The organism is Amycolatopsis sp. NPDC024027, from assembly GCF_040638975.1.
GTDB lineage: Bacteria > Actinomycetota > Actinomycetes > Mycobacteriales > Pseudonocardiaceae > Amycolatopsis.
Genome location: NZ_JBEZYY010000023.1, coordinates 29,350 through 52,297, shown reverse-complemented (window position 1 = coordinate 52,297; position 22,948 = coordinate 29,350). Strand labels below are relative to the sequence as shown.

The window sequence follows — 22,948 nt, the reverse complement described above, 5'->3', positions numbered from 1 at the left end:
AAACTCAGCGGCTCGCGCCGACCAGTTCCCGCTCCTCGGGCTCGTCGAGGTGCTTCGTGAGCTTCTCGCCCTCGACGTCGACGTCCGGCAGGATCCGGTCCAGCCACTTCGGCAGCCACCACGCGCCGCGGCCGAGGAGGGACATCACCGCCGGGACCAGCGTCATGCGGACCACGAACGCGTCCACCAGCACGCCGAACGCCAGGGCGAAGCCGATCGACTGGATCAGCGACGACTCCGCGAGCACGAACCCGGCGAACACGCTGATCATGATCAGCGCCGCCGCGACCACCACGCGCGCGCCGTGCCGGAAGCCGGTGACCATCGCTTCTTGGGGCTCCGCGCCGTGGACGTGCTCCTCGCGCATCCGCGTCACCAGGAACACCTGGTAGTCCATCGCGAGTCCGAAGAGGACACCGATGAGCAGGATCGGCAGCATGCTCATGATCGGGCCGGTCGAGGCGACGCCGAGCAGGTCCGTGAGCCAGCCCCACTGGAACACCGCGACCACCGCGCCGAACGTCGCCGCGACCGAGCCGAGGAAGCCGATCGTCGCCTTCAGCGGCACCACCACCGAGCGGAACACCAGCATCAGCAGCACGAACGCCAGCCCGACGATCAGTGCCAGGTAGGGCAGCATCGCGTCCGACAGCTTCTCGGAGACGTCGATGTTCGCCGCGGTCTGGCCGGTGACGGACAGCTTCGCGCCCGTCCCGGTCTCCAGCGCGCCGGATTCGGTGCGGATCGCGGCCACCAGGTCTTCGGTCTGCGAGCTGCTCGGGCCGCTCTTCGGGATCACCGTGAGCAGCGCGGTGTCACCGGTCTGGTTGACCCGCGGCGGCGTGACGGCGGCGACGTCCGGCAGCTTCTGGATGTCGGCCGCGGCCCGGCCGAGGGCGGCCTGGCGGTTCGTGCTCGAAGAGACGTCGACGACGACCAGCAGCGGCCCGTTCGAGCCGGGGCCGAAGCTGCGGCTCGCGATCTCGTACGCCTTGTGCTGCGTCGACTCCGGTGCGGCCGTGCTGTCGTTGGGCAGGCCGAGCTGCATGCTCAGCGCGGGCAGCGCGACGACGGCCATCCCGGCCAGCGCGACCAGCAGCACCGGGATCCGGTGGCGGCCGACGAATCGCGCCCAGCGTTCGCCGTGCGTCGTTTCGACCGGCTTGCGGCGCAGCCGGATGCGGCTGCCGGCGACCCGGGCTCCGGAGAAGCCGAGGATCGCGGGCAGCAGCGTCAGGGCGATGAGCACGGCGACCGCGACGGTGACGGCCGCGGCGACGCCCATCTGGCCGAGGAACGGGATGCCGATCACGGTGAGCCCGGCCAGCGCGATGATGACGGTGAGCCCGGCGAACACGACGGCGGACCCGGCGGTGCCGGCGGCGCGTCCGGCGGCTTCTTCGGGGTCGCGGCCGATGCCCAGTTCGTGGCGGTAGCGCGAGACGATGAACAGCGCGTAGTCGATGCCGACGGCCAGGCCGATCATCAGCGCCAGGACCGGGGTGTTCGAGTTCAGTTCGAGGAAGCCGGAGGCGAGGAAGATGCCCGCCATGCCGGTGCCGACGCCGATCAGCGCGGTGAGCAGCGGGATCCCGGCCGCGAGCAGCGAGCCGAAGGTGATGACCAGCACGACGGCGGCGACCGCGACGCCCAGGCCTTCGGTGGCCCCGGTCGCGGGCACACCCTGCACGGCGTCACCGCCGAACTCGACGGTGAACCCGGCGGCGCGTCCGGCGTTCGCGGTGTCCAGGAGCGCCTGACGGTCCTCGTCGGTCAGCTCGTACGCCTTCGCTCCGTAACTGACCTGAGCGAGTGCGACGCGCTGATCGGGTGAGATCGACTGCACCTGGAACGGGTCGACCACCGCGGCGACCTTCGGGGCCGTCTTCAGCTGCCCGACCAGGGCTTCGACGGCGGCCTTGCCCTTCGCGTCGGTCACCGTGGTCCCGGCCGGGGCCTCGATGACGACGCGCGCGGTGGCGCCACCGGCGTTGGCCTGCGGGAACTTCTCGGTGAGCTGGTCGATCGCCCGCTGCGACTCGGTGCCGGGGATCGTCACCGAGTTCGACAGCTGACCCGACAGCGTCAGCGCGCCCAGGCCCAGTGCCACCAGGACCGCCGCCCAGACGGCCGCGACCAGCGCTCTGCGCCGGAAGGAAAACCGGCCGAGCCGGTACAGGAAGGTCGCCACGAGTCAGCTCCGTTTCGCCCGAACGGGCTCGGTTCACTCCATCAGGTCCCTTCCCAAGCTAGCCGATCGGCAAGGGAAGGTCCAAGCCGATCGGCAAGGATGTGACTTGCCGAACAGCAAGGTTTATTACTTGCCGTTCGGCTAGTAAGTCGGTTTGCCGATCGACAGGGCGTGACGTAGGCTCCGACGGCTGCTGAGGAGGAAGAATGACCGCCGGCCCGGCCGAGGACACCCGGACCCGTCTGCTGCAGACCGCGCTGCGCCTGTTCACCGAACACGGGGTCGAGGGCACGTCGCTGCAGATGATCGCCGACGCGCTGGGCATCACCAAGGCGGCTGTGTACTACCACTTCAAGACGAAGGCGGAGATCACCGAGGCGGTCGCCGAGCCGGGCGTCCGCGACCTGGACGAGCTGGTCCGCCGGGCCGCGGCGCAGAAGCGCCGGGGTGCGCAGGTGGACCTGCTGCTGGAGGGGTTCGTCGACCTGGTGATCCGCCACCGGGCGCTGGTGGCGCTGTTTTCGAGCGACCCGGGCATCGCCCGCGCGATCGAGAAGTCGGCCCACGGCGGCATGGAGGGCTTCGGCCAGGCATTGCTGGACATCCTTTCGGGCCCCGACCCGGACACGACGGCCCGCGTCAACGCCCTGGTGACGTTGACGGGCATCGCCATGGCGGGCGGCTCCCCGGATCTGGCCGCCCTCGGCGGCGAAGAGCTGCGCACGGAGCTGCTCGACGTGGGCCGCCGCCTCCTCGGCCGCCCCCGCCGCCGAGCCACCACCCCAGTCCCCGCGCTCTGACCCCGACCCTCGAGGTACGCGAGTCGACCCTCCAATCACGTGTGTCGACCCTTAAATCACGTGTGTTGACTCGGCAATCACGCGAGTTCGCGTACTTGGACGGTCGGTTCGCGTACCGGGAGGGTCGGATTGTGTGGACGGCGGCGGAACTCGCGTGATCAGCGGGGCATCTTGCGTGATCAGCGGGGCATCTTGCGTGATTGGCGGGACGACACGGCTCAGGTGAGGTGGGCGAGGTGGTGCGGGGGGACCGAGGGGGTGAGCCAGACTCCGTTCGCGCTCACCTGGAACGCGTGACCTTCCGCGGCCATCGCGGCGGCGTCGACCCGGAGGATCACCGGCTTGCCGCGGCGGGCGCCGACGATTCCGGCCGTTTCCACCGTGGCCGACAGGTGGACCGCGTGGCGGTTCATCGGGCGCAGGCCTTCGCGGAAGATCGCGTCGAGGTACTTCGCCACCGTGCCGTGGTAGAGCACGTCCGGCGGGGTGGCGTCCGGGAGGCCCAGATCGACCGTGACGCTGTGGCCCTGGCTCGCGCGGATGCGCGTTCCGGTTTCGTCGAAGGCGAAGCGGCGCTTGTTGTTCTTCTCGACCACTTCGTCGAGCTCCGCGCGGGTGATCGCGAGGGCGCGCACGAGCGCGTCGACCGGGACCCAGCCGTCGGGGGTGAGCGTGAGGCCGAGGGCGGCGGGGTCGTGGCGAAGGTGCCGCGACAGCCGCTTCGAGATGCGGATCAGTTCTCTTTCGTTCATTGCCTTCCCAGCATCCTCCCCGGGCGCAAGCGGTTTAGATGCCGCCCTCGACCGCGGGACGCAGCTTGCTCGCGCCGGGCCCGAAGCGGGCCAGCTCGTCGTCGTTGTTGTACAACGCGCAGCTGCGCAGGGAAAGGCAGCCGCAGCCGACGCAGCCGGTGAGCCGGTCGCGAAGCCGTTGCAGGGCGTCGATGCGCGCGTCGAGCTCGTGCTGCCAGTCGCGGGACAGGCGGCCCCAGTCCGCCTTCGTCGGGGCGTGCTCCGCCGGCAGCGTGGCCAGCGCCGAGCTGATGTCCTCGAGCGAGAGCCCGACCCGTTGCGCGGCACGGATGAACGCGATCCGGCGCAGCACCGAACGCGGGTACCGGCGCTGGTTGCCCGCCGACCGCTCCGAACTGATCAGCCCCTTCTCCTCGTAGAACCGCAATGCCGTGTGCGGAACCCCGCTGCGTTCCGCCACCTGTCCGATGCTGAGATGTTCAGCGAGCCTGGTCACCAGCTCAGGCTATCCTTGACTTCGAGTTTAGTCGAGGTTGCATCGTCGGGTCATGACCACTGTGACCGCGCCGGGCTACGCCGACCTGCCCCGGCTGATATCGCTGATGACCGGCGACGAAAAGCACAGCGCCGCCGCGGAGTCCACTTTGGACGTACTGTGGGTGCTCTACGACCGCGTGCTCGACGTCACGCCCGAGAACTTCCGCGAGCCCGGCCGCGATCGGTTCCTGTTGTCCAAGGGGCACGGGCCGATGGCGTACTACGCCGTGCTCACCGCGAAAGGCTTCATCGCCGAGGCCGAGCTGGCGACGTGGTCCGGCCCGGGGTCGCGGCTCGGCTACCACCCCGACCGGCGCCGCATCCCCGGCGTCGAAATCTCCAGCGGCTCCCTCGGCCACGGCCTGCCGATCGCGTTCGGCACCGCGCTCGGCCTGCGCGCCCGCGGCCTGACGAGCGCGAAGGTCGTGACACTCGTCGGCGACGCGGAGCTGGACGAGGGCTCGAACCACGAGGCGATCGTCGTCGCGGCGCGGGACCGCCTCGAAAACCTGACCACGGTGGTGATCGACAACCGGTCGTCGACGCGCGGCTGGCCGGGTGGCATCGCCCGCCGCTTCGCCGTCGAAGGCTGGGAGACGCGCACGGTGTCCGGCCGCGACCACGACGCGCTGCACGAAGCCTTCACCGCCACCCACCCCGGCCGGCCGCTGGCCGTGGTCGCCGTCGTCGAACCGAAGGGCTGAACCCGATGCCGATGCGGGAAACCTTCCTGGCCACGACCGAACGGATCATCGACGCCGACCCGGACGTCGCGGTCGTGCTGGCCGACATCTCGGCCGCGCAGCTCGCCGGCGTCGCGCGGCGGCACCCGGACCGGGTGATCAACGTCGGGATCCGCGAGCAGCTGCTGGTCAGCACGGGCGCCGGGCTGGCGCTCGCGGGCCTGCGGCCGATCGTGCACACGTTCCCGTCGTTCCTGGTGGAGCGCGCTTTCGAGCAGATCAAGCTGGACTTCTCGCACCAGGAGGTGGGCGGCGTCCTGGTGTCGTGGGGCGCGTCGTACGACATGTCGACGGCGGGCCGCACCCACCAGTCCCCGGCCGACGTCGCACTGATCGATTCCCTGCCGGCCTGGACGGTCCACGTGCCGGGCCACCCGGAGGAGGCGCGCCGGCTGCTCCTGGAGTCGATCCCGGGCGACGGCCGCGTGTACCTGCGCCTTTCGGCGCAGGAAAACGCTTCCCCGCACCTGGGGGTGGGCTTCACCCGCTTGCGTTCCGGCACTGACGGCGTGGTGGTGGCGGTGGGCCCGGTCCTGGACCGCGTCCTGCGCGCGACCGCGGGCCTGGACGTGACGGTGCTGTACGCGTCGACGATCCGGCCGTTCGACGCGGCCGGTTTGCGATCGGCGGTGCTCTCGTCTTCGGCTTCTGTCGTGCTGGTGGAGCCGTACCTGGCGGGGACGTCTTCTTCGTGGGTGGCGGAGGCGCTTTCGGACGTGCCGCACCGGTCGAAGGCGCTCGGGGTGCGGCGGGATGTGGAGGTGCGGACGTACGGGGAGATCGCGGACCACGATCTGGCGCATGGGCTGGATGCCGGGTCGCTGGGGTTGGCGATCAGGGAGTTTTTGGGGGAGTAGGAGGAGTGTCGCCGGCGCTGGGGTGTTCGTAGCGGATGTTCGAGTTCCTTTCCCGCTCGAGAACGGCCATCAGCTTCTGGTTGTTCCACCGTTCTTCGACCGTGTTCATCGGCAGCTTCACGTGGAGGCTTTCGTAAAGCTTGAACCGGTTGAGGTCGAGCACGGTGCCGACGATCGCCATGTAGTAGTCAGCAGCCGCGACGGAGGAACGGTAGGCGATCCACGCGAGGAAGTACGGCGCCAAGACGACGAGCAGCCACCACCCGTCCGAGAGGAGGCAGCCGGCGGTTTCGATGGTGACTATGAGGGCGACCACGCATAGCCTCACCGAGGTGTCGAGCTGTTGGCGTGAATCATTGAGGTAACCGACGTGTTCAGCGGGTGCGATCAAAGCCACGTGCGGCGCGGTGAGGATGGCATCGAGGCCGTATTGCGACCCGATATCGTCTTCGGCCGAACGAAGCGCATTGCCCAGCCGGGTCGGCATTACCCTCGAGGCTTCGGGATAGCGGTCGAACGCCACGTCCGCCGCGGTCGAAGCAGCGTGAAGCCCACTGGCCGCGTGGGCCTTGTCGGATGCGAGCTGCCCGATCAGCGCCCGTTCCAGGCGCGCTTTTTCCCACGACAGGGGATCTCCCCGGTGGGGCTTGTTCTTCGCTCGCCTTTCTTCGTATCCGGCCACCAACTGGTCGAGGAGGATTTCATCGCGCGCAGCCGCAAGCGCGGCGTAGCGCCGGTGCAATCTGGAGCGGCGCTTGCGGTGGCGGGTGATCGCTCTCCGGAGCAGGATCCGCGAGAACCAGGAACTTCCCCAGTAGCCCTCGAGGAGCCGGGTCATACCCAGCTGAAGCGGGTGGAGGAACAGGGCGAACATCGTGGTGGTCAGGACCAGCCATACCGCGCCGGCCAGGTTGATGCCCGCCAAGCGGTGCACCATCAGGTGCAGATCCGGCGCGGTCTTCCAGGCGTCGCTGGTCACCAGGGCCGTGGTCCACGCCGTGAGGAAGAGCGCCGGCACCACGCTGACGATGCTGAAGTAGCGACCGATCCGTCCGGCCAGGTCGACGGCGACCGTCGGAAGTGAGGGACTCGCCATCCTCGTGCCTAGCCGCGCATCTCGTCGACGTACTCTTCACAGACCGGGCACCAGTCCCGGTTCCCCTCCCGGCGGACCAGGGTTCCGCATTGCGGGCAGGACCGGCCAGCGTGGCGCCGCCGGTGGCCGGGAAGCGTCGGCGGCGGATTGCTCGTGAGCTGCGTGATCCGGCGAACGAACCGCAACCTGCGCATCCGCCTCACCCCGCCCTCCAGGATCCGACCATGTTAGGCCAGCATTCAGGCCCAGTCGACAAGCTGGGACGAGGTGGTCATGGGGGTTTCGCCCTGGGCGGTGCCTGCCGTGGGGATCGTTGCCGTTGCCGTGGCCGGGGTTTTCGGGGGTGGGTGGGCGTGGCTGGCCGTCGGCGTGCTCGGTGTTGCCGGGGCCGGGTGGGTGGCCGGGCTCGTGCTGCGGGAGGCGCGGACCGATACCGTGATGCACATGGGGCTCACAATCCGGCCGCTCGCTCTCGGGATCATCTGGCGCGGCGACGCACTGCTCGTCTTCGAAGGGCGCGACGACTTCAAAGGCGAGACCTACTACCGGCCGCTCGGGGGCGGGGTCGAGTTCGGCGAGGGCAGCAAAGATGCCCTCGTGCGCGAGTTCGGCGAGGAACTCGGTGCCGAGATCAAGGTCGGTGATCGGCTCGGGGTGCTCGAGAACGTCTTCACCTGGCGTGACCGGCGCGGGCACGAGATCGCCTTCGTCTTCACCGCCGAGTTCGTCGATGACAGCTTCTACCGGCGCGACGAGATGAAGATCCTCGACGACCCCGCCACCGCGCGGTGGGTCGACGTCCGCGAGTTCCGGGACGGCAGCAAGATCCTCTACCCCGCTGGGCTCCTCGAACTCCTTTCAGCGGATCAGTGACCGCGAAGTCGGTACGAGCTCGAACGAGGAATCCGCAGCCACCCGGCTGAACCACACCGAGAACGGGCCGTCCGTGCGGACCGGTAGCTGCGGGAACGTGTTCGGAGCCGGCTCCGTCTCGAACGCCGCGAACGCCGAATCCGGTGGGGACGCGGGCGACGACACCGTCACGTGCAGGCCCGTTCCCGGTGGCGGGGAAGCCAGGCCGCGGCGGAGGGGGCGCAGCAACAGCACGTTGTCGGAGTCGATCATCGTCTCGTTCGCCGCCGATCGGTGCTCCTTCCAGACCGGGCCGAAGTAGAACTGCGCCAGCGCCGCCTTGCGCTCGGACATCGAGCGGAAGCCGCGCAGCCACACGAACTCGTCCGGGGATGCCCGCGAGCGGAACAGCCCGAACAAGTGCGCGCCCGCGGCCTCCTGCGGCTCGACGAACTCGCGCTCGAACAGCTCGATCAGCTCGTCGCGCCGGCCGGGGTGCAAGGTGTAGCGCCGCAGCTCCACCACGGTTTCGAACGCGGAGTAAGGCTCGGTGACAGTCTCGGAAGAAGTCATGGTGCAGAAGCTAGCGGGCACCACCGACAAAAACCGGTCAGCGGAACGCCGCCAGCCCCGTGACCGCCTGGCCGAGGGACAGCGCGTGCATCTCCTCGGTGCCTTCGTAGGTCAGCACCGTCTCGAGGTTCGCCATGTGCCGCATCACCGGGTACTCCAGCGAAATCCCGTTGGCGCCGAGCATCGAACGCGCGGTGCGGGCCACGTCCAGCGCCGACCGGACGTTCGCCATCTTCCCGAAGCTGACGTGGTTGTGGTGCAGGGCGCCGGCGTCCTTGAGCCGCCCGATCTGCAGCGCCACCAGCCCGGCGCGGTTGACCTCGACGAGCAGGTCGGCGAGCTTGCGCTGGGTCAGCTGGAACCCGGCGAGCGGCTTCCCGAACTGCGACCGCGAGAGCGTGTACTCCAACGCGGCTTCGTAGCACGCGCGCGCCGCGCCGACGACCCCGAACAGGATGCCGTAGCGGGCTTCGTTGAGGCAGGACAGCGGCCCGCGCAGCCCGCGGACCTCGGGAAACGCCGCTGATGCAGGCAGCCGGACGCCGTCGAGGACCAGTTCCGCCGTCAGGGACGCCCGCAGTGACAGCTTGTGCTTGACCTCGTTCGCCGTGAAGCCCGGCGTCGACGTCGGGACGACGAAGCCGCGGATGCCGTCGTCGGTCTGCGCCCAGACGACCGCGACGTCGGCGACGGTTCCGTTGGTGATCCACATCTTCGTGCCCGAGAGCACCCAGTCGGAGCCGTCTCGCACCGCGCGGGTCCGCATCGAACCGGGGTCGCTGCCCGCGTCCGGTTCGGTCAGGCCGAAGCAGCCCAGCGCCTCGCCGGTGGCCATCCGCGGCAGCCACTCCTGCCGCTGCTCTTCGCTGCCCCACTTGTGGATCCCGTACATCGCCAGCGACCCCTGCACCGAGACGAAGCTGCGCAGGCCCGAGTCGACGGCCTCCAGTTCGCGGCACGCGATGCCGTACGCGATGGCGCTCGTGCCGGCGCAGCCGTAGCCCTCCAGGTGCATGCCGAGGAGGCCGAGCGAGCCGAAGCCCTTCGCCAGCTCCGCCGCGGGCAGCGCGCCCGTTTCGTACCAGTCGGCGACGTGGTCGAGCAGGTGGTCCTTCGCGTATGCGCGGACGGCGTCGCGGATGGCGCGTTCCTCTTCGGCGAGCCCGGCGTCGAGGTCGAGGAAGTCGTGCGGGTCAGGGGTGCGGCTGCTCATGAGGGCTCCCGGTGGACGCGTCGATGCGGCCACCGCAGGAAACCACAGTCAGGCGTCTGTTCTCCGCGTGGCGTTCGTCACGCGGGCAGCAGACGCGCTCGGCGAGCACCGCGGGCGGGTCTGCTGCCGTGGGATCAGCAGCTCGCTGAACTGCGGAAACGGCACGCTTTCGATGTCGTCACGCCAGGCGTGCAGCATCTGGGACAGCAGATCGTCCTCGGCCATCTTCGCCTCCCTGGCGTCCGGTCGTGCCGGGCTGAGCGCACACGATCGGGTGAAGTGATACCCGGGGAGCGGGACGGTCAAACGGATTTCTTCAAGATTTTTCCGGCCGGCGCGCGCTCTGTGGCAGGATGGCGTCGCCGCCGCCAAGGCCTCGACCTCCAGGAGCGCACATGCGCGCACTGCGGACGGCAAGTCTGCTCGCCCTCACCACCGCCACCCTGCTCGCCGCCGCCGGCGTCGCCACCGCGCACGGCACCCGCTGGCAGCAGGTCGGCCACACCACCGCCGAGAACCGGATCAGCGGCGAGGGCCTCGCGACACTCCGGCTGCCCGGCCACGCCCCCGAGATCGTCTACCGCAACGGCGCCACCATCCCGCAGCCGCTCAAGGACGAGGGCTGGGGCCACGTCGGCGACCCCGACTCGCTGCGCGGCTACGTCTTCGACGTCTACCAGGACACCCGGACTCCGACGCCGGCCACGAAGATGTACCTGGTCACCAAGCCGGACGGGACGACGACGGAGTTCGTCCACCCGCTGCAGCCCGACGAGCCGGCCGCCAACGCGAACGCCCAGGTCGCGGCCACGCCCGACGGGCAGTGGCTCGTCTCCGGCCCGCTCGGGGAGGTCGACCGCCTCTTCGTCTCCCCGGCGCCCTTCCTGAACCCGCGCGGCCCGAAGGTGGCCGGCGACCTCCCGGTCGCCGCCCGCATCCACCTCGACCACCACATCCGCAGTGCCCAGGGCTGCGACTTCGCCGGCGCGACGCGCCTGATCTGCGCGACCAGCGACCCGTACAACGACCTGTACCCGACGAACCTGCAGCTCCTGCAGATCGACCTCGCGCGCCCGCTGAACGGCCACGACGTGCCCGCCCGGGTCCGCGAGATCGGCCAGGTTCCGCTGGTCAGCACCTGCACGGGCACCTTCACGCCGGAAGGCGTCGACTACGACGACGGCGTGCTGCGCGTCGAGGTCGTGCCGCCGTCACCCTGCAACACGGTGACCGACGTCTATTCCTTCGAGCGCCGCTGAGGGCGACGGCTACGCTGGGTGGCGTGTCTCGTGTGGTGATCCTCGACTACGGTTCCGGCAACCTCCGCTCCGCCGAACGCGCTGTGGCGCGCGCCGGGGCCGATGTCGAGGTCACCGCCGACCCGCATGCCGCCGTCGAAGCCGACGGCCTGGTCGTACCCGGCGTCGGTGCCTACTCCGCCTGCATGGCGGGGCTGCTGGACGTGCAGGGGCACCGGATCATCGGGAAGCGGCTCGCCGGTGGGCGCCCGGTGCTCGGCATCTGCGTCGGCATGCAGATCCTGTTCTCCCGCGGCGTCGAGCACGGCGAGGAGACCGAAGGCACCGGGGAATGGCCCGGGGTCGTCGACCGGCTGCACGCCGACGTCCTGCCGCACATGGGGTGGAACACCGTGCGCGCGCCCGCGGACTCGCAGCTCTTCGCCGGTCTCGACCCCGAGGAGCGGTTCTACTTCGTGCACTCCTACGCCGCGCGCAAGTGGGAGCTCGACGGCCTGGCCGGGCAGGAACCGAAGGTCACCTGGGCCCACCACGGCGAGGACTTCGTCGCCGCGGTCGAAAACGGGCCGCTGTGGGCCACCCAGTTCCACCCGGAAAAGTCCGGCGACGCCGGGGCGCAGCTGCTGCGCAACTGGCTGGACTTCGTGGGGAGCTGAGTGACCGAGGTCCCGGTGGCCGACTTCGTCCGGTTCTTCGGCGACGGCAGCATCCGCGTCCTGCTGGACTGGAGGAGGCTGGCCACGGAGTGCCGGATCGAGACGATCACCAGCCGGTCGGCGGCCGTGCTCGGCGACCTGCGAACCGTCTGGTACGCCGGGCCGGACGGCCGGAACAGCGAATTTCGCGACGCGGGCGCCAGACCGTTGCGGGTCCGTGAGGCCGCCCTCACCGAAGCCTCGTGGCCGGCCAAGCGCGCCGCTCGGATCGCCGAGTTCGAGGCCCGCTTCCGCGCCGACGCCGGACCCGTCCAGCTTCCGCTCCCGGTCTACGTCCTCGGTGACTGCGGGTTCCTGCTGCTGGACGGCACGCACCGGGCGGTCGCGGCCCACCGAACCGGAGGGAACCTGCGACTGCTCCTGTTCGCCGTCCACGGCCCACAGGATGAGGGCATGCTGCCGGACCTGCGCTTCTAGCCGGCCACTCGCTTGGCCTCGGCCCGCTGGATCACGGCTTCGAACGCCATGTTGCGCAGTGCTTCCCAGCGTTCCGTCCGCCGCAGCCGCCGAATCGACCGCAGCAGGGCGGTGCACACCAGCAGCCCGGTCGGGACCGCGGCGATCCGGATGGCCACCGGCTCGTCGCCGATGGCCAGCACGTCGACGGTGCAGAGCAGGACCGGAACCAGCAGGCCGGCCAGGACGTTGATCTCCAGCTCGAGGAAGTCCAGCCGGAACGCCGCCGACCGGCCGCGCAGCCACAGCTTGCTGTAGGCGAAGACCTCGAGATCGGCGTCGGCGACGTGCCCGCCGCCCGCACCGGCCCGCTCTCCGAGGGACTTGCCGTCGCCGTCGACCAGTTCGAGCACCGGATGCTGCCGGACGAGCGCGTCGGCCGTCTCCTTGCCCACCAGCTTCCGCACCCGCGGCCAGCCCGGCGGGTCCGAGTGACGGCGGCGTCTGCGTTTCTCCAGCCTGCCCACCGTGACGAACGCCAGCTCGCGGGAGAGGTAGCCGAGCACGAACGCGCCCGACAGGCCCACGGCGGCGAACAGCACGATGCCCGCGCCGCGGACGCCGGACAACGTGTCGACGAAGAACCCGAGATCCGTTCCGGGGTGCCGGGCGTAGTGGATTCCCAACAAGGTCGCTTCGGTGAGCACACCTGCCCCCGGCAACAGGACGCTCACCAGCTGGACGACGACGTAGAACGGCAGTCGCTCGGAGAAGGAGTACCCGGCTTCGTTGTCAGACGCTTCCACCAACCCCCTTCCGGAACCGCAGTGAGAGTACGGCCGCGCGGCGCAGGTGGGTATCGGCCGAACCGGTCGGGCTGGCGACCCTCTGACCGGGTGATCCGGGTCTCCGCCCTAGAGTGAGCCGCGTGACTTTCACGCTCCTTCCCGCCGTTGATGTGGCCGATGGCCAGGCCGTGCGACTCGTCCAGGGCGAGGCCGGCACCGAGACCTCCTATGGCAGCCCGCTGGAGGCCGCGCTGGCCTGGCAGCGCGACGGCGCCGAGTGGATCCACCTGGTCGACCTCGACGCCGCGTTCGGCAAGGGCAGCAACCGCGAGCTGCTCGCCGAGGTCGTCGGCCGGCTCGACGTGCAGGTGGAGCTCTCCGGCGGCATCCGCGACGACGCGTCGCTGAAGGCCGCCCTGGACACCGGGGCCCGGCGGGTCAACCTCGGCACCGCCGCGCTCGAAGACCCGGAGTGGACCACCCGGGTCATCGGCGAGTACGGCGACCGCGTCGCGATCGGCCTCGACGTGCGGATCACCGAGGCCGGCCACCGGCTTTCGGCCCGCGGCTGGACCTCCGACGGCGGCGACCTGTGGGACGTCCTGGAGCGCCTCGACCGCGACGGCGCGTCCCGTTACGTCGTCACCGACGTCAGCAAGGACGGCACGCTGCGCGGCCCGAACCTCGAGCTGCTGCGTGACGTCGTCGCCCGCACGGACGCGCCGGTGATCGCCTCCGGCGGGGTGTCGAGCGTGGCCGACCTCGTCGCCCTGGCGGGCTTGGCGTCCGACGGCGTCGAGGGGTCCATCGTCGGAAAGGCGCTCTACGCCGGCGCGTTCACGCTGCCGGAAGCCCTTGCCGCGGTCGCGAAGCTCTAGCTCGGCCGGTAGGTCGTGATCGTGCCGCCGTGGCCGAAGGTGAGGACCTCGGTGGGGGTGAATGCGCGTGGCCCGAAGCCGCCGGTGAACATCGGTGTGCCGCCGCCCGCGATCACCGGGTACGACTTGACCACCAGTTCGTCGATCTCCGGCAGCAGCTGACCGGCCAGGTCCGCGCCGCCGCACAGCCAGATGTCCAAGCCTGCCTCGGCTTTGAGCTGCCGCATCAGCGCTCGCGGATCGCCGGGCACGAGCGTGACAGCCGGGTCGGCCTCGGTCAGCGACCGCGAGACGACGTACTGCCGCAGGGGGGGTACGGATCGGGGATGCCTTCGGCCAGGGGGATCGAATAGGTGGCGCGGCCCATGATCACCGTGTCGTACCGCTTGTTCGGCGTGTCCGCGGCCATTCCGATGAGCGGCCGGATGTGCCGCGGCATGGTCTCCGGGAACTCCGCGCGCACATGGGCGACCATGTCCGGGGCGAGCGGGTCGAAGTCGGTCTCGCCGCCGGGTCCGGCGATCATGCCGTCGATGCTGACGCCGGTGAAGTAGACGAGCTTGCGCATGAAGGTCCCCCTGTCGGAATAACTCCGTGTGTAGTACTTTGCGTGCAGTGGTGGCGACCGTAGTACTACGTCTGGAGTGGTGTCAACATCATGGTGCGACGCAACCCCGAGCGACGCGCGGCGCTGCTCGACGCCGCGATCGAGGTCCTGGCCAACGACGGCGCGCGCGGGCTCACCTTCCGCGCCGTCGACCAGCAGGCCGGCGTCCCGGTCGGCACGGCCTCCAACTACTTCTCCAGCCGCGGCGAGATCCTCAAGCACGCGGGGGAGCGGGTCTACGAGCGGCTGGTGGACCACGCGGTGCTCGCGGGCGGCCTCGAGGGGCCGCGCGACCGGGCCCGCGTCGCCGAGCTGATGCACGACCTCGTCGATCGCGTGGCCGCGTTCCCGACGGGATTCCTGGCGCTGCTGGAACTGCGGCTCGAAGCCGTGCGCCGGCCGGAACTGCGGGAGGTGCTGACCCGGCGCATCCGCGCGGACGTCGACTTCAACGTCGAATACCACGAGAAGTCCGGCCTGCCCGGCGACGGCACGACGGTGGTCCTGCTGTGGCTGGCCTTGAACTGGCTGATCATGGAACGGCTGACGCTGCCGGACCTGTTCACCGACGAGCAGCGCCACGACCTCGTCACGGCGCTGGTGGAGCGGCTGCTGGCCGGGCAGCCCTTACCTCCGGGGTAATCGACGCCATGCCGGCGAGCGGCCAGGATTCCTTCCACGACAAGGACAACCGGAAGGAACCGCCATGACCGCCTACGGCCTCGCGCACCTGCGCCCGCCCGCTGTGCTGCCGGAAGAAGCTTTCCAGTACCTGGAGCGCATCCAGGCGACGCTCGACCCGTACGGCGGCAAGTTCCTCGTGCACGGCGCGCCGGTGCAGGTCGTCGAAGGAGATTGGCCCGGCAGCCTCGTGCTCATCGGGTTCCCGAGCCTCGCCGTGGCCCGCGAATGGTACGACTCGCCCGCTTACCGCGAGATCCTGCCCCTGCGCGCGGACCACATCCCGGGTGACCTGATCCTGGTCGAGGGCTGCGGGCCGGACCACGACTCCGCCGCGCTGGCGGCGGCCCTGCGCGGCGCCGCTTGACGCCGAAAAGCGGCTGACAGCCGCCTCCGGAGGAGTAGGTTGCCGCGGGTGGAGGAGATCGTCACCCAGCTCGAAATGACCGCCGCCGATCAGCTCAACCCCGCTCCGCTCGTCGAGGGCGTTGCGCTGCGGGCCATCCGGCCGGGGCCGCTGATCCGTGAGCTGCACGTCCGGATCGGGACGCCCCACCGGTGGCCGAGCGCGTCCCGCGGCGACGAGGAATGGGCCCGCTGGCTCGCCGCGCCCCGCCGGGAATACCGGCTCGTCGAGTACCGCGGCGAGGTCGCCGGCGCCGCGGATTTCGAGCCGCAGCCCGGGAACGACGTCGAGATCACCACGTTCGGCCTGGTGCCGGAGTTCGTCGGCAAGGGACTCGGCGGGTTCGCGCTCACCCTGGTCGTCGCCGACGCGTGGGCGCTGCCCGGGACGCGGCGCGTCTGGCTGCACACCTCGACCCTCGACCACCCCAACGCGCTGCCGAACTACCTGCGGCGCGGTTTCCGGAGCTTCAGCCGTCCACTTTGACCGCGATGCCGATCGTCCGGTCCTCCGGGCCGCGCAGCTTCGAGAAGAACATCGTGACGCGCCCGACGATCCCGTACTTGCGGGCGATCGCCCGCCGGACCTGCTCGTTCTCGGCGGCGTCCAGCAGCCGGGCCTGGCCGGAGACCTTCGCGCCGTGCGTCTTCTTCCCTCGGACGTCACAGGCCTGGACCTCGACCCGGCCGTCGTTGCGGATGCGCTTGACCTTGCCGGCGGCGCGCTCCGACCACAGCACCAGTTCGCCGTCGCGGCCGGCCACCCAGATCGGGGTCGGCACGGCCCGCCCGTCGCGCCGGAAGGTGGTCAGGACGACGTAGCGCTCGGCGGCGAGGCGGTCGGTCTCGGAGGTCATGCGCCCACCGTAGCCGGGTGGCGGACGGCGATGCCGGGATAGCGGGTGAGCAGGCCCGTGTCGTCGCATTCGAGGACGCAGGCGAAGCCGAACGGCGCCTCGGGCCGGCCGCCGGCCGGCAGGGGCGAGCCGGTGCACCGGGAAGGTGTACGTCATCGCGGACGCCTCGAGGTCGAGGTTCCCGCGCACCGAGGCCGGCGATCCGCGCCGATCGCAGCGTCCACTGTGGACCCACGGCGAGGGGGTAGCGCACCGCCCACGCGGCGCTGCCGGGGAAGGTCATCGCCCACCGTAACCGGTGTGAGAAATGCCTAGGCCGTTCGGCACCGAAACCCCGCACGCCTGGAGGACGCGCTTCAACTCGTCCACCTGCAACGCTTTCGGGGCTGCATTCCCGCACCCTGGAGGGCATCGATGGCGGTCGGCCAGCAAATACCGGTTCATCCACAGGCAGGGTTCTTCGGCGCCGGGCCGTATCCCGCGCGCCGGGCCGTCATCGCGCTCACCGCCGTCGTGGCGGGGTTCGTGCTGACCGCCATCTGGTCGGCGCCGTTCGTCGACTCCGTGATCGGCGACAGTGTCGCGAACGGACTCCTCGGCTACGACGCGAAGGCCACCCCGATCAGCAGCGTCCTCGCCGGGACGCTCTTCGCGTTCGTTTCCGGCCTCGCGGGGTCGTTCACCGCCTGCAACATCGCCGCCTTCGGCGCGGTCGCGCCCCTGGTCGGCGACCAGGCGGGGGAGAAGCGGAGCGCGCTCAAGCCGCTCGGCTGGATCGCCGCCGGCATGCTCACCGTCTCGGTCGCCTACGGCGTGATCGTCGCGCTCGTCGGCACGCGGATGCCGCAGTTCGACACCGCGAAGACCACCGGGCTCTCCCCGCGCAGCGTGCAGTCCATGATCGCCTTCGGGGTCGTCGGCCTGGTCTTCCTGCTGATGGGCCTGATCGCGCTGGGCATCCTGCGCAACCCCTTCGCCGGCTTCACCCGCCGCCACCCCGCGGCGCCGCTGGTGCTGATGGGCGCCCTCATCGGCGGGTTCCTCATCGGCCGGCCGTACCCGCTCTTCCGGGTGATGTTCCGCAGCGCCGCGGAGCAGCACAACGTCCTCTACGGCGCCGCCGCGTTCGCCCTCCAGTCGCTCGGCAACATCGTCGTCATGGCGGTGCTATTCCTGATCCTCACGCGCGCCACGGGCGGGCGCGTGCAGCGCTGGCTGGCCGCGAAACCGGCGCGGATCGCGACCGTGACGGGCGTGGCGCTGCTCGTCGGCGGCACGTTCACGCTGCTCTACTGGGACGTCCGCGTGCTGGGCAGGCTCGGGATCATCTGGTTCCCGATGATCAACTGGTAAGCCGCCCGAGCCAGCGGTAGTCGGGTGCCGGGTCGGGCTGGACGCCGTTCGCGACGGCGATCAGCTCGGCCTCGGGCCGCGCCCCCGACACCGTCAGCCAGCGCCCCGACGGCAGCCGGACCGCGACCAGCGCGTCCCGCCCGTTCTGCGGGGCCGCGAAGAGGCCCTCGCCGCCGCGGACGGTCACCGGCGCGGCGCCGGTCATCCGGGGGGCGCTCGCGCCGGCGGTGACCCGCACCACGGGGATGGCCGGCCGGGCCGGGTCGGCCGCGGTCAGCGCGGTGCGCGCGTCGCCGGGGCCGGTGCCCGTCACCGCGGCCGACCGTTCGGCCAGCCCCGCCGGCAGCGGGCCGAACCTCAGCTCACCGTGGACGTCGACCGGTTCGGTGGTGACGGAGTCGGCGATCCGCTTGGCGACCGTGCGGGCGTCCGGGATTCCGGTGACCGAGGCGACCAGCACGTGCTGGTCGTCGGCCAGCCAGGTGACCTGGGCGTCGCTGCCGGAACCGGTGTCCATCGCGACCCGGCCGCGCACCAGGACCTGGTCCTTGAGCGACGCGATCTTGAGCGCCGCCTGCGACCAGTCGGGGTCGGCGGTGGAGTACGCCAGCAGCGTCACCGCGGCCTGGCCGGCCAGCCACCGCCGGACCCCCGGGGTGATCCCGGGGCCGCCTTCGCGGTGCTGCTCGGTGAGGCCCGCCGGCAGCCACCCCGGCCCGTAGGTGAGCACCGGGCGGCCCGCGGCCGGCACCGGGGCCGGGGGCGTGGTCAGCAGCTGCGTGCCCACCATGATGCCGACGACCAGCACGACCACGGCGGCGGCGACGAGGGCCAGCCGGGACGCCGGCTGCCGGTTCCGGCCGGCGCGCGCGAGCGCCTCGTGCACCGCCGCCCCGTCCGGGGCGCGGGCGGCCAGGCGGTCGAGGCTGTCCCGGATCAGCGTCTCGGTCTCGTGCTCGCTGCGGGTCATTCGGGGGCTCCGGTGGTGACGACGGTGTGCTTCAACCCGGCTTCGCGCAGGGTGGTCAGTGCCCGCGAGATCTGGCTGCGCACGGTGGAGGCGCCACACCGCAGGATCGCGGCGATCTCGCTGTCGGAGTAGTTCTCGTAGTACCGCAGCACCACGGCCGCGCGCTGCTTGCGGGGCAGCGTGGCGAGCAGGCCGAGCATGGCGTCCCGCTCGTCGTAGGCGGCCGCGGGGTCCGGTTCGGGCGGGCCGAGCGCGTCGAGGACGTCGTGGCTGCTCGACACCATCCGCCGCACCGCCCGCCGCCGCCACGACAGGTACTCGTTGGTGACCATCCGCCGCACGTAGGTCGGCGGCGCGGCGATGTCGTCCCACCGCTGCTGGGCGCGCAGGAGCACGTCCTGGACGACGTCCTGCGCCAGGTGCGGGTCGTTCGTCAGGACGGTGGCGTAGCGGAGCAGCCCGTCGAGCCGCTCCGCCACGAACTCTTCGAAGGTCACACGCGTCCTTTCGGTCACCACTGTGGACGCGCGAGGGGGCCCGGCCGCTGCGTGGCGGACGGAAGTTTTTTATCGCGCCAGGACGTCCTCCAGCCGGACGAAGGCGAAGCCGGTGGTCGGCAGGTCGCCGGCAGAAGGGCGGCGCTCGCCGTCGTGGACCACCAGGAGCCCGTGCGGGAAGCGGCGGCCCAGGGACGCCGTGCTGATCGCCGAGCCGTCGGAGTGCTCGACCGAGTCCGTGCCGCGGCCCGCGACGATCCGCAGGTCACGGACGTGCTTGCCGTAGACGACGAACCGCGAGTCGCCCTGGCTGGAGGCGAAGAGCGTGCCGTCCGCCAGCGCGAGACCCTCCGCGTCGGCGGTCAGCCACCGGCCGCCGAAGCCGGGGTCGGGGCCGGCCGGGACGCACTCCTCGGTGGCCGCGTCCCAGCGCGAAGGGACGCCGAAGGAGCGCACGCGGTCGCTCAGCTCGGGCCGGCCGAAGCCGGACGGCGTCAGCGGGATCCGCCAGATCCCGACATCCTCCTGGGCGGTGTAGAGCACCCGCCCGTCGAGCACCGAGCCCTCCAGCTGCGGCCCCTCTCCGGGCTCCTCGCACGGCGACCAGGCCGAACCGTCCGGAAGGCGGAACGTCGACGGCAGGTCCACGGTGGCGATCGGTGCGGTGCCGACGGTGCCGCCCGGCCGGTCGACGAGCCGCAGGAGCGCCACCCGCGTCTCGTGCCGTCGGGTCACCGCCACCCACCGGACGCCGGTGTGCGGGTCCCGGCCCGCGGCCAGGCCGTAGGCGGTCCGCTGCTCGTCCACTTCGGACTCCGACGCGGAGAACACCGGCGCGGCGGCGGGGTCGGTGACGTCGCGCAGCACGTGCGCGCCGGCGGCCGAGCCCGCCGGGTCGATCCGGTAGACGCGGACGCGGTCCCGGCCCCGGTCGCTGACGACGGCCAGGTCCCCGACGACGTCGACGTTGTTGAACCGCCCGCCCGGCCCGGCCGGGACCAGCTGCAGGGTCCGCCCGCCCAGGTCGAACGCGGCGAGGCCGCCCTTCTTGAGGGTGCCGAGGACGACGCTGCGTTCGGGGTCGCGGGGGTGCACCCAGATCGCGGGGTCGTCGGCATCGGCGTTGGCGGGGGAGGCGCCGGCGTCGTCGACGAAGGCCTGCGTCTGGAGGACGGGCGCCGGCTCGCGGGGCGCGGCCGAAGCGGGGACGGCGGTCAGCAGGGAGACGGCGGCGACGGCCACCGGGAGGAGTCTGCGCACGCGCGGAAACTAGACGAATCGGGTGGCCGGAGCGTGAACGGCGGATGCCGGATCGCCGCACCGGCCGTGCCATTGACCGATGTCCGGAGCCCCTTGACTACGCTGGTGGCCATGTCTGTCGCGGTGCGGGTGATCCCCTGTCTCGACGTCGACGCGGGCCGGGTGGTGAAGGGGGTCAACTTCGCCGGCCTCCGTGACGCCGGTGACCCTGTCGAGCTGGCCCGGCGCTACGACGCCGAAGGCGCCGACGAGCTCACCTTCCTCGACGTCACGGCCTCCTCCGGGGACCGCGAGACCACCTACGACGTCGTCCGCCGGACTGCCGAGCAGGTCTTCATCCCGCTCACCGTCGGGGGCGGGGTGCGCAGCAACGACGACGTCAACCGGCTGCTGCGGACCGGCGCCGACAAGGTCAGCATCAACACCGCCGCGATCGCGCGGCCCGAGTTCCTCAGCGAGGCGTCGAGGCGGTTCGGCGCCCAGTGCATCGTGCTGTCCGTCGATGCCCGGCGCGTGCCCGAAGGCGGCGAGCCGACGGCCTCCGGCTTCGAGGTGACCACCCACGGCGGCCGCCGCGGGACCGGGATCGACGCCGTCGAGTGGGCCGCGCGGGGCGAGGAACTCGGCGTCGGGGAGATCCTGCTGAACTCCATGGACGCCGACGGCACCAAGAACGGCTTCGACCTGGAGCTCATCGAGCTCGTGCGCAAGGCCGTGCGCGTCCCGGTGATCGCCAGCGGAGGTGCCGGGGCCGTCGAGCACTTCCTGCCCGCCGTGCGGACCGGGGCGGACGCCGTGCTCGCCGCCAGCGTGTTCCACTTCGGACAGCTGAAGATCGGGGACGTCAAGGACGCCCTCCGCGAAGGCGGGGTCGAGGTCCGGTGAAGGCCTGGCAGGCACCCGCCGAGGTGAAGGTCACCGCCGGTCTGCTGATCGGGCTGCCCGTCGCGTGGGCGCTGCTCGACCTGATCCCGGTGCTGAGCGCCGGAGCGAGCCTGGTCATCTACCGGATGCCCGCGCTCGCCCTGATCCTCGGCGGCGTCGTCACCACCGGGCTCGTCCTCAAACACGGCAGCGCGCGCATCGGCGGCCTGGTCGTGGCGGTGGTGTTCGCGCTGCTGCACGCGTTCCTGCTGCTCGGTGCCGAGCTGTGGTTCAACAAGCTGTTCTCCGGCCTCTCCTTCGCCGGTTACGGCTACGCGTTCGTCCTGCTGAATTCGATGCCGCTCAAGCGGCACATCCTGGGAGCCAACGCATGACCCTCGACGCGGCCGTCTCGGCGCGCCTCAAGCGCAACGCCGACGGCCTGATCGCCGCGGTCGTCGTGGAGCACGCCACTTCGGACGTGCTGATGATGGCCTGGATGAACGACGACGCCCTCGCCGCCACCCTCACCACCCGCCGCGGCACGTACTGGTCGCGCAGCCGGCGGAAGCTGTGGGTCAAGGGCGAGACGTCCGGCCACTACCAGCACGTTCGCGAAGTGCGGATCGACTGCGACGGCGATACCGTCCTGCTGCGCGTCGACCAGACCGGCCCGGCCTGTCACACCGGCACGCACACCTGCTTCGACACCGAGGAACGCCTCCTCCTGGCCGATGAGAAAGAGCTCGCGTGACCATCGTCGCCGACATCCTGGTCGGGCTCGTCGCCCTGATCCACCTCTACATCGTCGTCCTGGAGATGTTCCTCTGGACGACGCCGCGCGCCCGCGCCGGCTTCGGCTTGACGAAGGAGTTCGCGGAGGAGACCAAGACGCTCGCCGCGAACCAGGGCCTGTACAACGGCTTCCTGGCGCTCGCGCTGGTGTGGGGCCTCATCGCGAGCGACCCGACCGGCTTCCAGCTCAAGCTGTACGGCATCGTCTGCGTGATCATCGCGGGCCTGTACGGGGCGGCGACGGCCAGCAAGCGGATCCTGTTCGTCCAGGTGGTCCCGGGCACGCTGGCGCTCATCGCGCTGCTGCTCGCGCGGTAGGCACCCCCTGGCCGGGAACTGGCTGCCGCCGCCGGAGCGCGCCGAGCCGAACTGGGCGGCCTGGGGTTCGGCGACGCTGCAGTCGAGGTTCGCGCGCTGGGTGTTCGCCACGGTGGTGGGCGTGCTGATCGCCGCGGCGTGCTTGTTCGCCGGTCTCGTGGTGCCCGCGGTGGGGGCCGCGGTCCTCACCGTGGTGCCCGGCTACTGGAGTTTCGCGTGTCACCGGCAGGCGGTGGCCGCCCGCCGGACGGGCTGGCGCACCGCGACGGTGACGCTCACCGGCGTGGCCACGCTCGGCACGTCAGGCACCGTCGCCGTGCGGTTCGCCGACGGCAGCCGCATCGACCTGCGGCCGCGGGAAGCCGGGAACGCGGTGCAGGCGCTTTCGGAACTGCCGGACCTGCCCGCGCTCGTCGCCGGGGACGGCCCCGCGGCGCTGACGGTGCTCATCCCGCCCAAGCCGCCCCTGCGCGAGAAGACGGTGCTGTTCGCGGCGCGCGCCGACACCTACCGGTGGCTGCCGGAATCCTGAGCCAGGCGGTCGAGCACCGAACGCCACGCCCGGGCGGAGACGGTCAGCTGACCGGCCCGGCGGGCCTTCGTGTCCCGCACGCCCACGACCGGCCCGAGCGCCACCTCGACACAGCTGTAGTTTTCCCCGCTGTACGAGGACTTCCGCCAAACGGCCAT

32 protein-coding genes are annotated in these 22,948 nt (G+C 71.2%); 17 read left to right on the top strand and 15 right to left on the bottom strand.

Annotation, left to right across the window (positions count from 1 at the left end; all coding sequences use genetic code 11):
* Positions 1–4: 4 nt before the first annotated feature.
* Positions 5–2,191, bottom strand: a complete 2,187-nt coding sequence (locus AB0F52_RS40580) for an MMPL family transporter (RefSeq protein ID WP_360182813.1) — start codon at positions 2,189–2,191, stop codon at positions 5–7.
* A gap of 206 nt (positions 2,192–2,397) precedes the next feature.
* Between AB0F52_RS40580 and AB0F52_RS40575 the strand changes: the two genes are divergently transcribed.
* Complete coding sequence (locus tag AB0F52_RS40575; protein WP_360182811.1) at positions 2,398–2,991, top strand: TetR family transcriptional regulator; 594 nt, start codon at positions 2,398–2,400, stop codon at positions 2,989–2,991.
* Positions 2,992–3,209: 218 nt separating this feature from the next.
* Here the strand turns inward: AB0F52_RS40575 and AB0F52_RS40570 are convergent, their stop codons facing one another.
* Together AB0F52_RS40570 and soxR are read right to left on the bottom strand one after the other, a co-directional pair.
* Entirely contained in the window at positions 3,210–3,743 is a 534-nt protein-coding gene (locus AB0F52_RS40570) for an RNA 2'-phosphotransferase (RefSeq protein WP_360182809.1), read from the bottom strand.
* 34 nt (positions 3,744–3,777) lie between these two features.
* Entirely contained in the window at positions 3,778–4,239 is a 462-nt protein-coding gene (soxR, locus tag AB0F52_RS40565; protein WP_103339802.1) for a redox-sensitive transcriptional activator SoxR, read from the bottom strand.
* 52 nt (positions 4,240–4,291) lie between these two features.
* Between soxR and AB0F52_RS40560 the strand changes: the two genes are divergently transcribed.
* Both AB0F52_RS40560 and AB0F52_RS40555 read left to right on the top strand, forming a co-directional pair.
* Positions 4,292–4,984, top strand: a complete 693-nt coding sequence (locus AB0F52_RS40560) for a thiamine pyrophosphate-dependent enzyme (protein WP_360182807.1) — start codon at positions 4,292–4,294, stop codon at positions 4,982–4,984.
* Positions 4,985–4,989: 5 nt separating this feature from the next.
* A complete protein-coding gene (locus AB0F52_RS40555; RefSeq protein WP_360182805.1) occupies positions 4,990–5,880 on the top strand; it encodes a transketolase in 891 nt (296 codons plus the stop codon).
* On the opposite strand, the gene AB0F52_RS40550 is transcribed toward AB0F52_RS40555, so the two are convergent.
* On the bottom strand, positions 5,858–6,976 hold the full coding sequence (locus tag AB0F52_RS40550; protein ID WP_360182803.1) for a hypothetical protein: 1,119 nt from the start codon (positions 6,974–6,976) through the stop codon (positions 5,858–5,860). The two genes, AB0F52_RS40555 and AB0F52_RS40550, sit on opposite strands and share 23 nt — an antisense overlap.
* A gap of 303 nt (positions 6,977–7,279) precedes the next feature.
* Between AB0F52_RS40550 and AB0F52_RS40545 the strand changes: the two genes are divergently transcribed.
* Positions 7,280–7,849: an NUDIX hydrolase gene (locus AB0F52_RS40545; protein WP_360182801.1), complete on the top strand. Its 570-nt coding sequence runs from the start codon at positions 7,280–7,282 to the stop codon at positions 7,847–7,849.
* Here AB0F52_RS40545 and AB0F52_RS40540 read toward each other — a convergent pair.
* Genes AB0F52_RS40540 through AB0F52_RS40530 form a run of 3 tightly spaced genes read right to left on the bottom strand, consistent with a single transcriptional unit; the run spans position 7,835 to position 9,839 of the window.
* Positions 7,835–8,401 carry an NIPSNAP family protein gene (locus AB0F52_RS40540; RefSeq protein ID WP_360182799.1) on the bottom strand — a complete coding sequence of 189 codons (567 nt, stop codon included), beginning with the start codon at positions 8,399–8,401 and terminating at the stop codon, positions 7,835–7,837. The two genes, AB0F52_RS40545 and AB0F52_RS40540, sit on opposite strands and share 15 nt — an antisense overlap.
* 37 nt (positions 8,402–8,438) lie before the next feature.
* Positions 8,439–9,614, bottom strand: coding sequence for an acyl-CoA dehydrogenase family protein (locus tag AB0F52_RS40535; RefSeq protein ID WP_360182797.1), 1,176 nt, complete (start codon positions 9,612–9,614; stop codon positions 8,439–8,441).
* A gap of 48 nt (positions 9,615–9,662) precedes the next feature.
* Positions 9,663–9,839 (bottom strand): hypothetical protein, encoded by a 177-nt coding sequence (locus AB0F52_RS40530; RefSeq protein ID WP_360182795.1) that lies wholly within the window; start codon positions 9,837–9,839, stop codon positions 9,663–9,665.
* A gap of 170 nt (positions 9,840–10,009) precedes the next feature.
* On the opposite strand from AB0F52_RS40530, the gene AB0F52_RS40525 reads away from it, so the two are divergent.
* Genes AB0F52_RS40525 through AB0F52_RS40515 form a run of 3 tightly spaced genes read left to right on the top strand, consistent with a single transcriptional unit; the run spans position 10,010 to position 12,006 of the window.
* On the top strand, positions 10,010–10,873 hold the full coding sequence (locus AB0F52_RS40525; RefSeq protein WP_360182794.1) for a hypothetical protein: 864 nt from the start codon (positions 10,010–10,012) through the stop codon (positions 10,871–10,873).
* A 32-nt stretch (positions 10,874–10,905) separates the two neighbouring features.
* The gene (gene hisH / locus AB0F52_RS40520) at positions 10,906–11,529 is read left to right on the top strand and encodes an imidazole glycerol phosphate synthase subunit HisH (RefSeq protein WP_360183001.1); all 624 of its coding nucleotides are present in this window, start codon (positions 10,906–10,908) and stop codon (positions 11,527–11,529) included.
* Positions 11,530–12,006 carry a hypothetical protein gene (locus AB0F52_RS40515; RefSeq protein WP_360182793.1) on the top strand — a complete coding sequence of 159 codons (477 nt, stop codon included), beginning with the start codon at positions 11,530–11,532 and terminating at the stop codon, positions 12,004–12,006.
* Here AB0F52_RS40515 and AB0F52_RS40510 read toward each other — a convergent pair.
* Positions 12,003–12,791: a hypothetical protein gene (locus AB0F52_RS40510; RefSeq protein WP_360182792.1), complete on the bottom strand. Its 789-nt coding sequence runs from the start codon at positions 12,789–12,791 to the stop codon at positions 12,003–12,005. The genes AB0F52_RS40515 and AB0F52_RS40510 overlap by 4 nt on opposite strands.
* 122 nt (positions 12,792–12,913) lie before the next feature.
* On the opposite strand from AB0F52_RS40510, the gene priA reads away from it, so the two are divergent.
* Complete coding sequence (gene priA / locus AB0F52_RS40505; protein ID WP_360182790.1) at positions 12,914–13,651, top strand: bifunctional 1-(5-phosphoribosyl)-5-((5-phosphoribosylamino)methylideneamino)imidazole-4-carboxamide isomerase/phosphoribosylanthranilate isomerase PriA; 738 nt, start codon at positions 12,914–12,916, stop codon at positions 13,649–13,651.
* Here the strand turns inward: priA and AB0F52_RS40500 are convergent.
* Together AB0F52_RS40500 and AB0F52_RS40495 are read right to left on the bottom strand one after the other, a co-directional pair.
* The gene (locus tag AB0F52_RS40500; protein ID WP_360182788.1) at positions 13,648–13,878 is read right to left on the bottom strand and encodes a dihydrofolate reductase family protein; all 231 of its coding nucleotides are present in this window, start codon (positions 13,876–13,878) and stop codon (positions 13,648–13,650) included. The genes priA and AB0F52_RS40500 overlap by 4 nt on opposite strands.
* 50 nt (positions 13,879–13,928) lie before the next feature.
* Positions 13,929–14,219 (bottom strand): hypothetical protein, encoded by a 291-nt coding sequence (locus AB0F52_RS40495; protein WP_360182786.1) that lies wholly within the window; start codon positions 14,217–14,219, stop codon positions 13,929–13,931.
* Between the two features lie 90 nt (positions 14,220–14,309).
* On the opposite strand from AB0F52_RS40495, the gene AB0F52_RS40490 reads away from it, so the two are divergent.
* The 3 genes from AB0F52_RS40490 (at position 14,310) to AB0F52_RS40480 (ending at position 15,831) form a co-directional block, all read left to right on the top strand.
* Complete coding sequence (locus AB0F52_RS40490; RefSeq protein ID WP_360182784.1) at positions 14,310–14,900, top strand: TetR family transcriptional regulator; 591 nt, start codon at positions 14,310–14,312, stop codon at positions 14,898–14,900.
* A 64-nt stretch (positions 14,901–14,964) separates the two neighbouring features.
* Entirely contained in the window at positions 14,965–15,306 is a 342-nt protein-coding gene (locus tag AB0F52_RS40485) for a DUF1330 domain-containing protein (RefSeq protein WP_360182782.1), read from the top strand.
* A gap of 48 nt (positions 15,307–15,354) precedes the next feature.
* Complete coding sequence (locus AB0F52_RS40480; protein ID WP_360182780.1) at positions 15,355–15,831, top strand: GNAT family N-acetyltransferase; 477 nt, start codon at positions 15,355–15,357, stop codon at positions 15,829–15,831.
* Here AB0F52_RS40480 and AB0F52_RS40475 read toward each other — a convergent pair.
* A complete protein-coding gene (locus tag AB0F52_RS40475) occupies positions 15,815–16,201 on the bottom strand; it encodes a PPOX class F420-dependent oxidoreductase (RefSeq protein WP_360182778.1) in 387 nt (128 codons plus the stop codon). The genes AB0F52_RS40480 and AB0F52_RS40475 overlap by 17 nt on opposite strands.
* A gap of 414 nt (positions 16,202–16,615) precedes the next feature.
* On the opposite strand from AB0F52_RS40475, the gene AB0F52_RS40470 reads away from it, so the two are divergent.
* Entirely contained in the window at positions 16,616–17,554 is a 939-nt protein-coding gene (locus AB0F52_RS40470; RefSeq protein WP_360182776.1) for a hypothetical protein, read from the top strand.
* Here the strand turns inward: AB0F52_RS40470 and AB0F52_RS40465 are convergent.
* From AB0F52_RS40465 to AB0F52_RS40455, 3 genes are all read right to left on the bottom strand, one after another.
* Positions 17,544–18,524, bottom strand: coding sequence for a hypothetical protein (locus AB0F52_RS40465; protein ID WP_360182774.1), 981 nt, complete (start codon positions 18,522–18,524; stop codon positions 17,544–17,546). The two genes, AB0F52_RS40470 and AB0F52_RS40465, sit on opposite strands and share 11 nt — an antisense overlap.
* A complete protein-coding gene (locus AB0F52_RS40460; protein WP_360182773.1) occupies positions 18,521–19,021 on the bottom strand; it encodes a SigE family RNA polymerase sigma factor in 501 nt (166 codons plus the stop codon). Before AB0F52_RS40460 ends, AB0F52_RS40465 begins: the two co-directional genes overlap by 4 nt.
* Before the next feature lie 69 nt (positions 19,022–19,090).
* Positions 19,091–20,263, bottom strand: a complete 1,173-nt coding sequence (locus tag AB0F52_RS40455) for a phytase (RefSeq protein ID WP_360182999.1) — start codon at positions 20,261–20,263, stop codon at positions 19,091–19,093.
* A gap of 129 nt (positions 20,264–20,392) precedes the next feature.
* Here AB0F52_RS40455 and hisF point away from each other — a divergent pair, with 129 nt between their 5' ends.
* From hisF to AB0F52_RS40430, 5 genes are all read left to right on the top strand, one after another.
* On the top strand, positions 20,393–21,166 hold the full coding sequence (gene hisF, locus AB0F52_RS40450) for an imidazole glycerol phosphate synthase subunit HisF (RefSeq protein WP_285989544.1): 774 nt from the start codon (positions 20,393–20,395) through the stop codon (positions 21,164–21,166).
* Positions 21,163–21,540, top strand: coding sequence for a hypothetical protein (locus AB0F52_RS40445; protein ID WP_360182770.1), 378 nt, complete (start codon positions 21,163–21,165; stop codon positions 21,538–21,540). Before hisF ends, AB0F52_RS40445 begins: the two co-directional genes overlap by 4 nt.
* Entirely contained in the window at positions 21,537–21,899 is a 363-nt protein-coding gene (hisI, locus tag AB0F52_RS40440; protein WP_360182768.1) for a phosphoribosyl-AMP cyclohydrolase, read from the top strand. Before AB0F52_RS40445 ends, hisI begins: the two co-directional genes overlap by 4 nt.
* On the top strand, positions 21,896–22,258 hold the full coding sequence (locus AB0F52_RS40435) for a DUF1304 domain-containing protein (RefSeq protein WP_360182766.1): 363 nt from the start codon (positions 21,896–21,898) through the stop codon (positions 22,256–22,258). The genes hisI and AB0F52_RS40435 overlap by 4 nt, the downstream gene beginning before the upstream one ends.
* 100 nt (positions 22,259–22,358) lie before the next feature.
* Complete coding sequence (locus AB0F52_RS40430) at positions 22,359–22,790, top strand: hypothetical protein (RefSeq protein ID WP_360182764.1); 432 nt, start codon at positions 22,359–22,361, stop codon at positions 22,788–22,790.
* On the opposite strand, the gene AB0F52_RS40425 is transcribed toward AB0F52_RS40430, so the two are convergent.
* Positions 22,766–22,948: a DUF397 domain-containing protein gene (locus tag AB0F52_RS40425; protein WP_103339784.1), complete on the bottom strand. Its 183-nt coding sequence runs from the start codon at positions 22,946–22,948 to the stop codon at positions 22,766–22,768. The two genes, AB0F52_RS40430 and AB0F52_RS40425, sit on opposite strands and share 25 nt — an antisense overlap.

Coding starts and splice junctions, on each gene's coding strand:
- AB0F52_RS40470 (WP_360182776.1), top strand. CDS start 16,616: ATGGCGGTCGGCCAGCAAATACCGGTTCATCCACAGGCAGGGTTCTTC.
- AB0F52_RS40570 (WP_360182809.1), bottom strand. CDS start 3,743: ATGAACGAAAGAGAACTGATCCGCATCTCGAAGCGGCTGTCGCGGCAC.
- AB0F52_RS40475 (WP_360182778.1), bottom strand. CDS start 16,201: ATGACCTCCGAGACCGACCGCCTCGCCGCCGAGCGCTACGTCGTCCTG.
- AB0F52_RS40560 (WP_360182807.1), top strand. CDS start 4,292: ATGACCACTGTGACCGCGCCGGGCTACGCCGACCTGCCCCGGCTGATA.
- AB0F52_RS40495 (WP_360182786.1), bottom strand. CDS start 14,219: ATGCGCAAGCTCGTCTACTTCACCGGCGTCAGCATCGACGGCATGATC.
- AB0F52_RS40540 (WP_360182799.1), bottom strand. CDS start 8,401: ATGACTTCTTCCGAGACTGTCACCGAGCCTTACTCCGCGTTCGAAACC.
- AB0F52_RS40555 (WP_360182805.1), top strand. CDS start 4,990: ATGCCGATGCGGGAAACCTTCCTGGCCACGACCGAACGGATCATCGAC.
- AB0F52_RS40575 (WP_360182811.1), top strand. CDS start 2,398: ATGACCGCCGGCCCGGCCGAGGACACCCGGACCCGTCTGCTGCAGACC.
- AB0F52_RS40550 (WP_360182803.1), bottom strand. CDS start 6,976: ATGGCGAGTCCCTCACTTCCGACGGTCGCCGTCGACCTGGCCGGACGG.
- AB0F52_RS40530 (WP_360182795.1), bottom strand. CDS start 9,839: ATGGCCGAGGACGATCTGCTGTCCCAGATGCTGCACGCCTGGCGTGAC.
- AB0F52_RS40525 (WP_360182794.1), top strand. CDS start 10,010: ATGCGCGCACTGCGGACGGCAAGTCTGCTCGCCCTCACCACCGCCACC.
- AB0F52_RS40485 (WP_360182782.1), top strand. CDS start 14,965: ATGACCGCCTACGGCCTCGCGCACCTGCGCCCGCCCGCTGTGCTGCCG.
- AB0F52_RS40425 (WP_103339784.1), bottom strand. CDS start 22,948: ATGGCCGTTTGGCGGAAGTCCTCGTACAGCGGGGAAAACTACAGCTGT.
- hisI (WP_360182768.1), top strand. CDS start 21,537: ATGACCCTCGACGCGGCCGTCTCGGCGCGCCTCAAGCGCAACGCCGAC.
- hisF (WP_285989544.1), top strand. CDS start 20,393: ATGTCTGTCGCGGTGCGGGTGATCCCCTGTCTCGACGTCGACGCGGGC.
- AB0F52_RS40465 (WP_360182774.1), bottom strand. CDS start 18,524: ATGACCCGCAGCGAGCACGAGACCGAGACGCTGATCCGGGACAGCCTC.
- AB0F52_RS40500 (WP_360182788.1), bottom strand. CDS start 13,878: ATGCGGCAGCTCAAAGCCGAGGCAGGCTTGGACATCTGGCTGTGCGGC.
- AB0F52_RS40535 (WP_360182797.1), bottom strand. CDS start 9,614: ATGAGCAGCCGCACCCCTGACCCGCACGACTTCCTCGACCTCGACGCC.
- AB0F52_RS40490 (WP_360182784.1), top strand. CDS start 14,310: ATGGTGCGACGCAACCCCGAGCGACGCGCGGCGCTGCTCGACGCCGCG.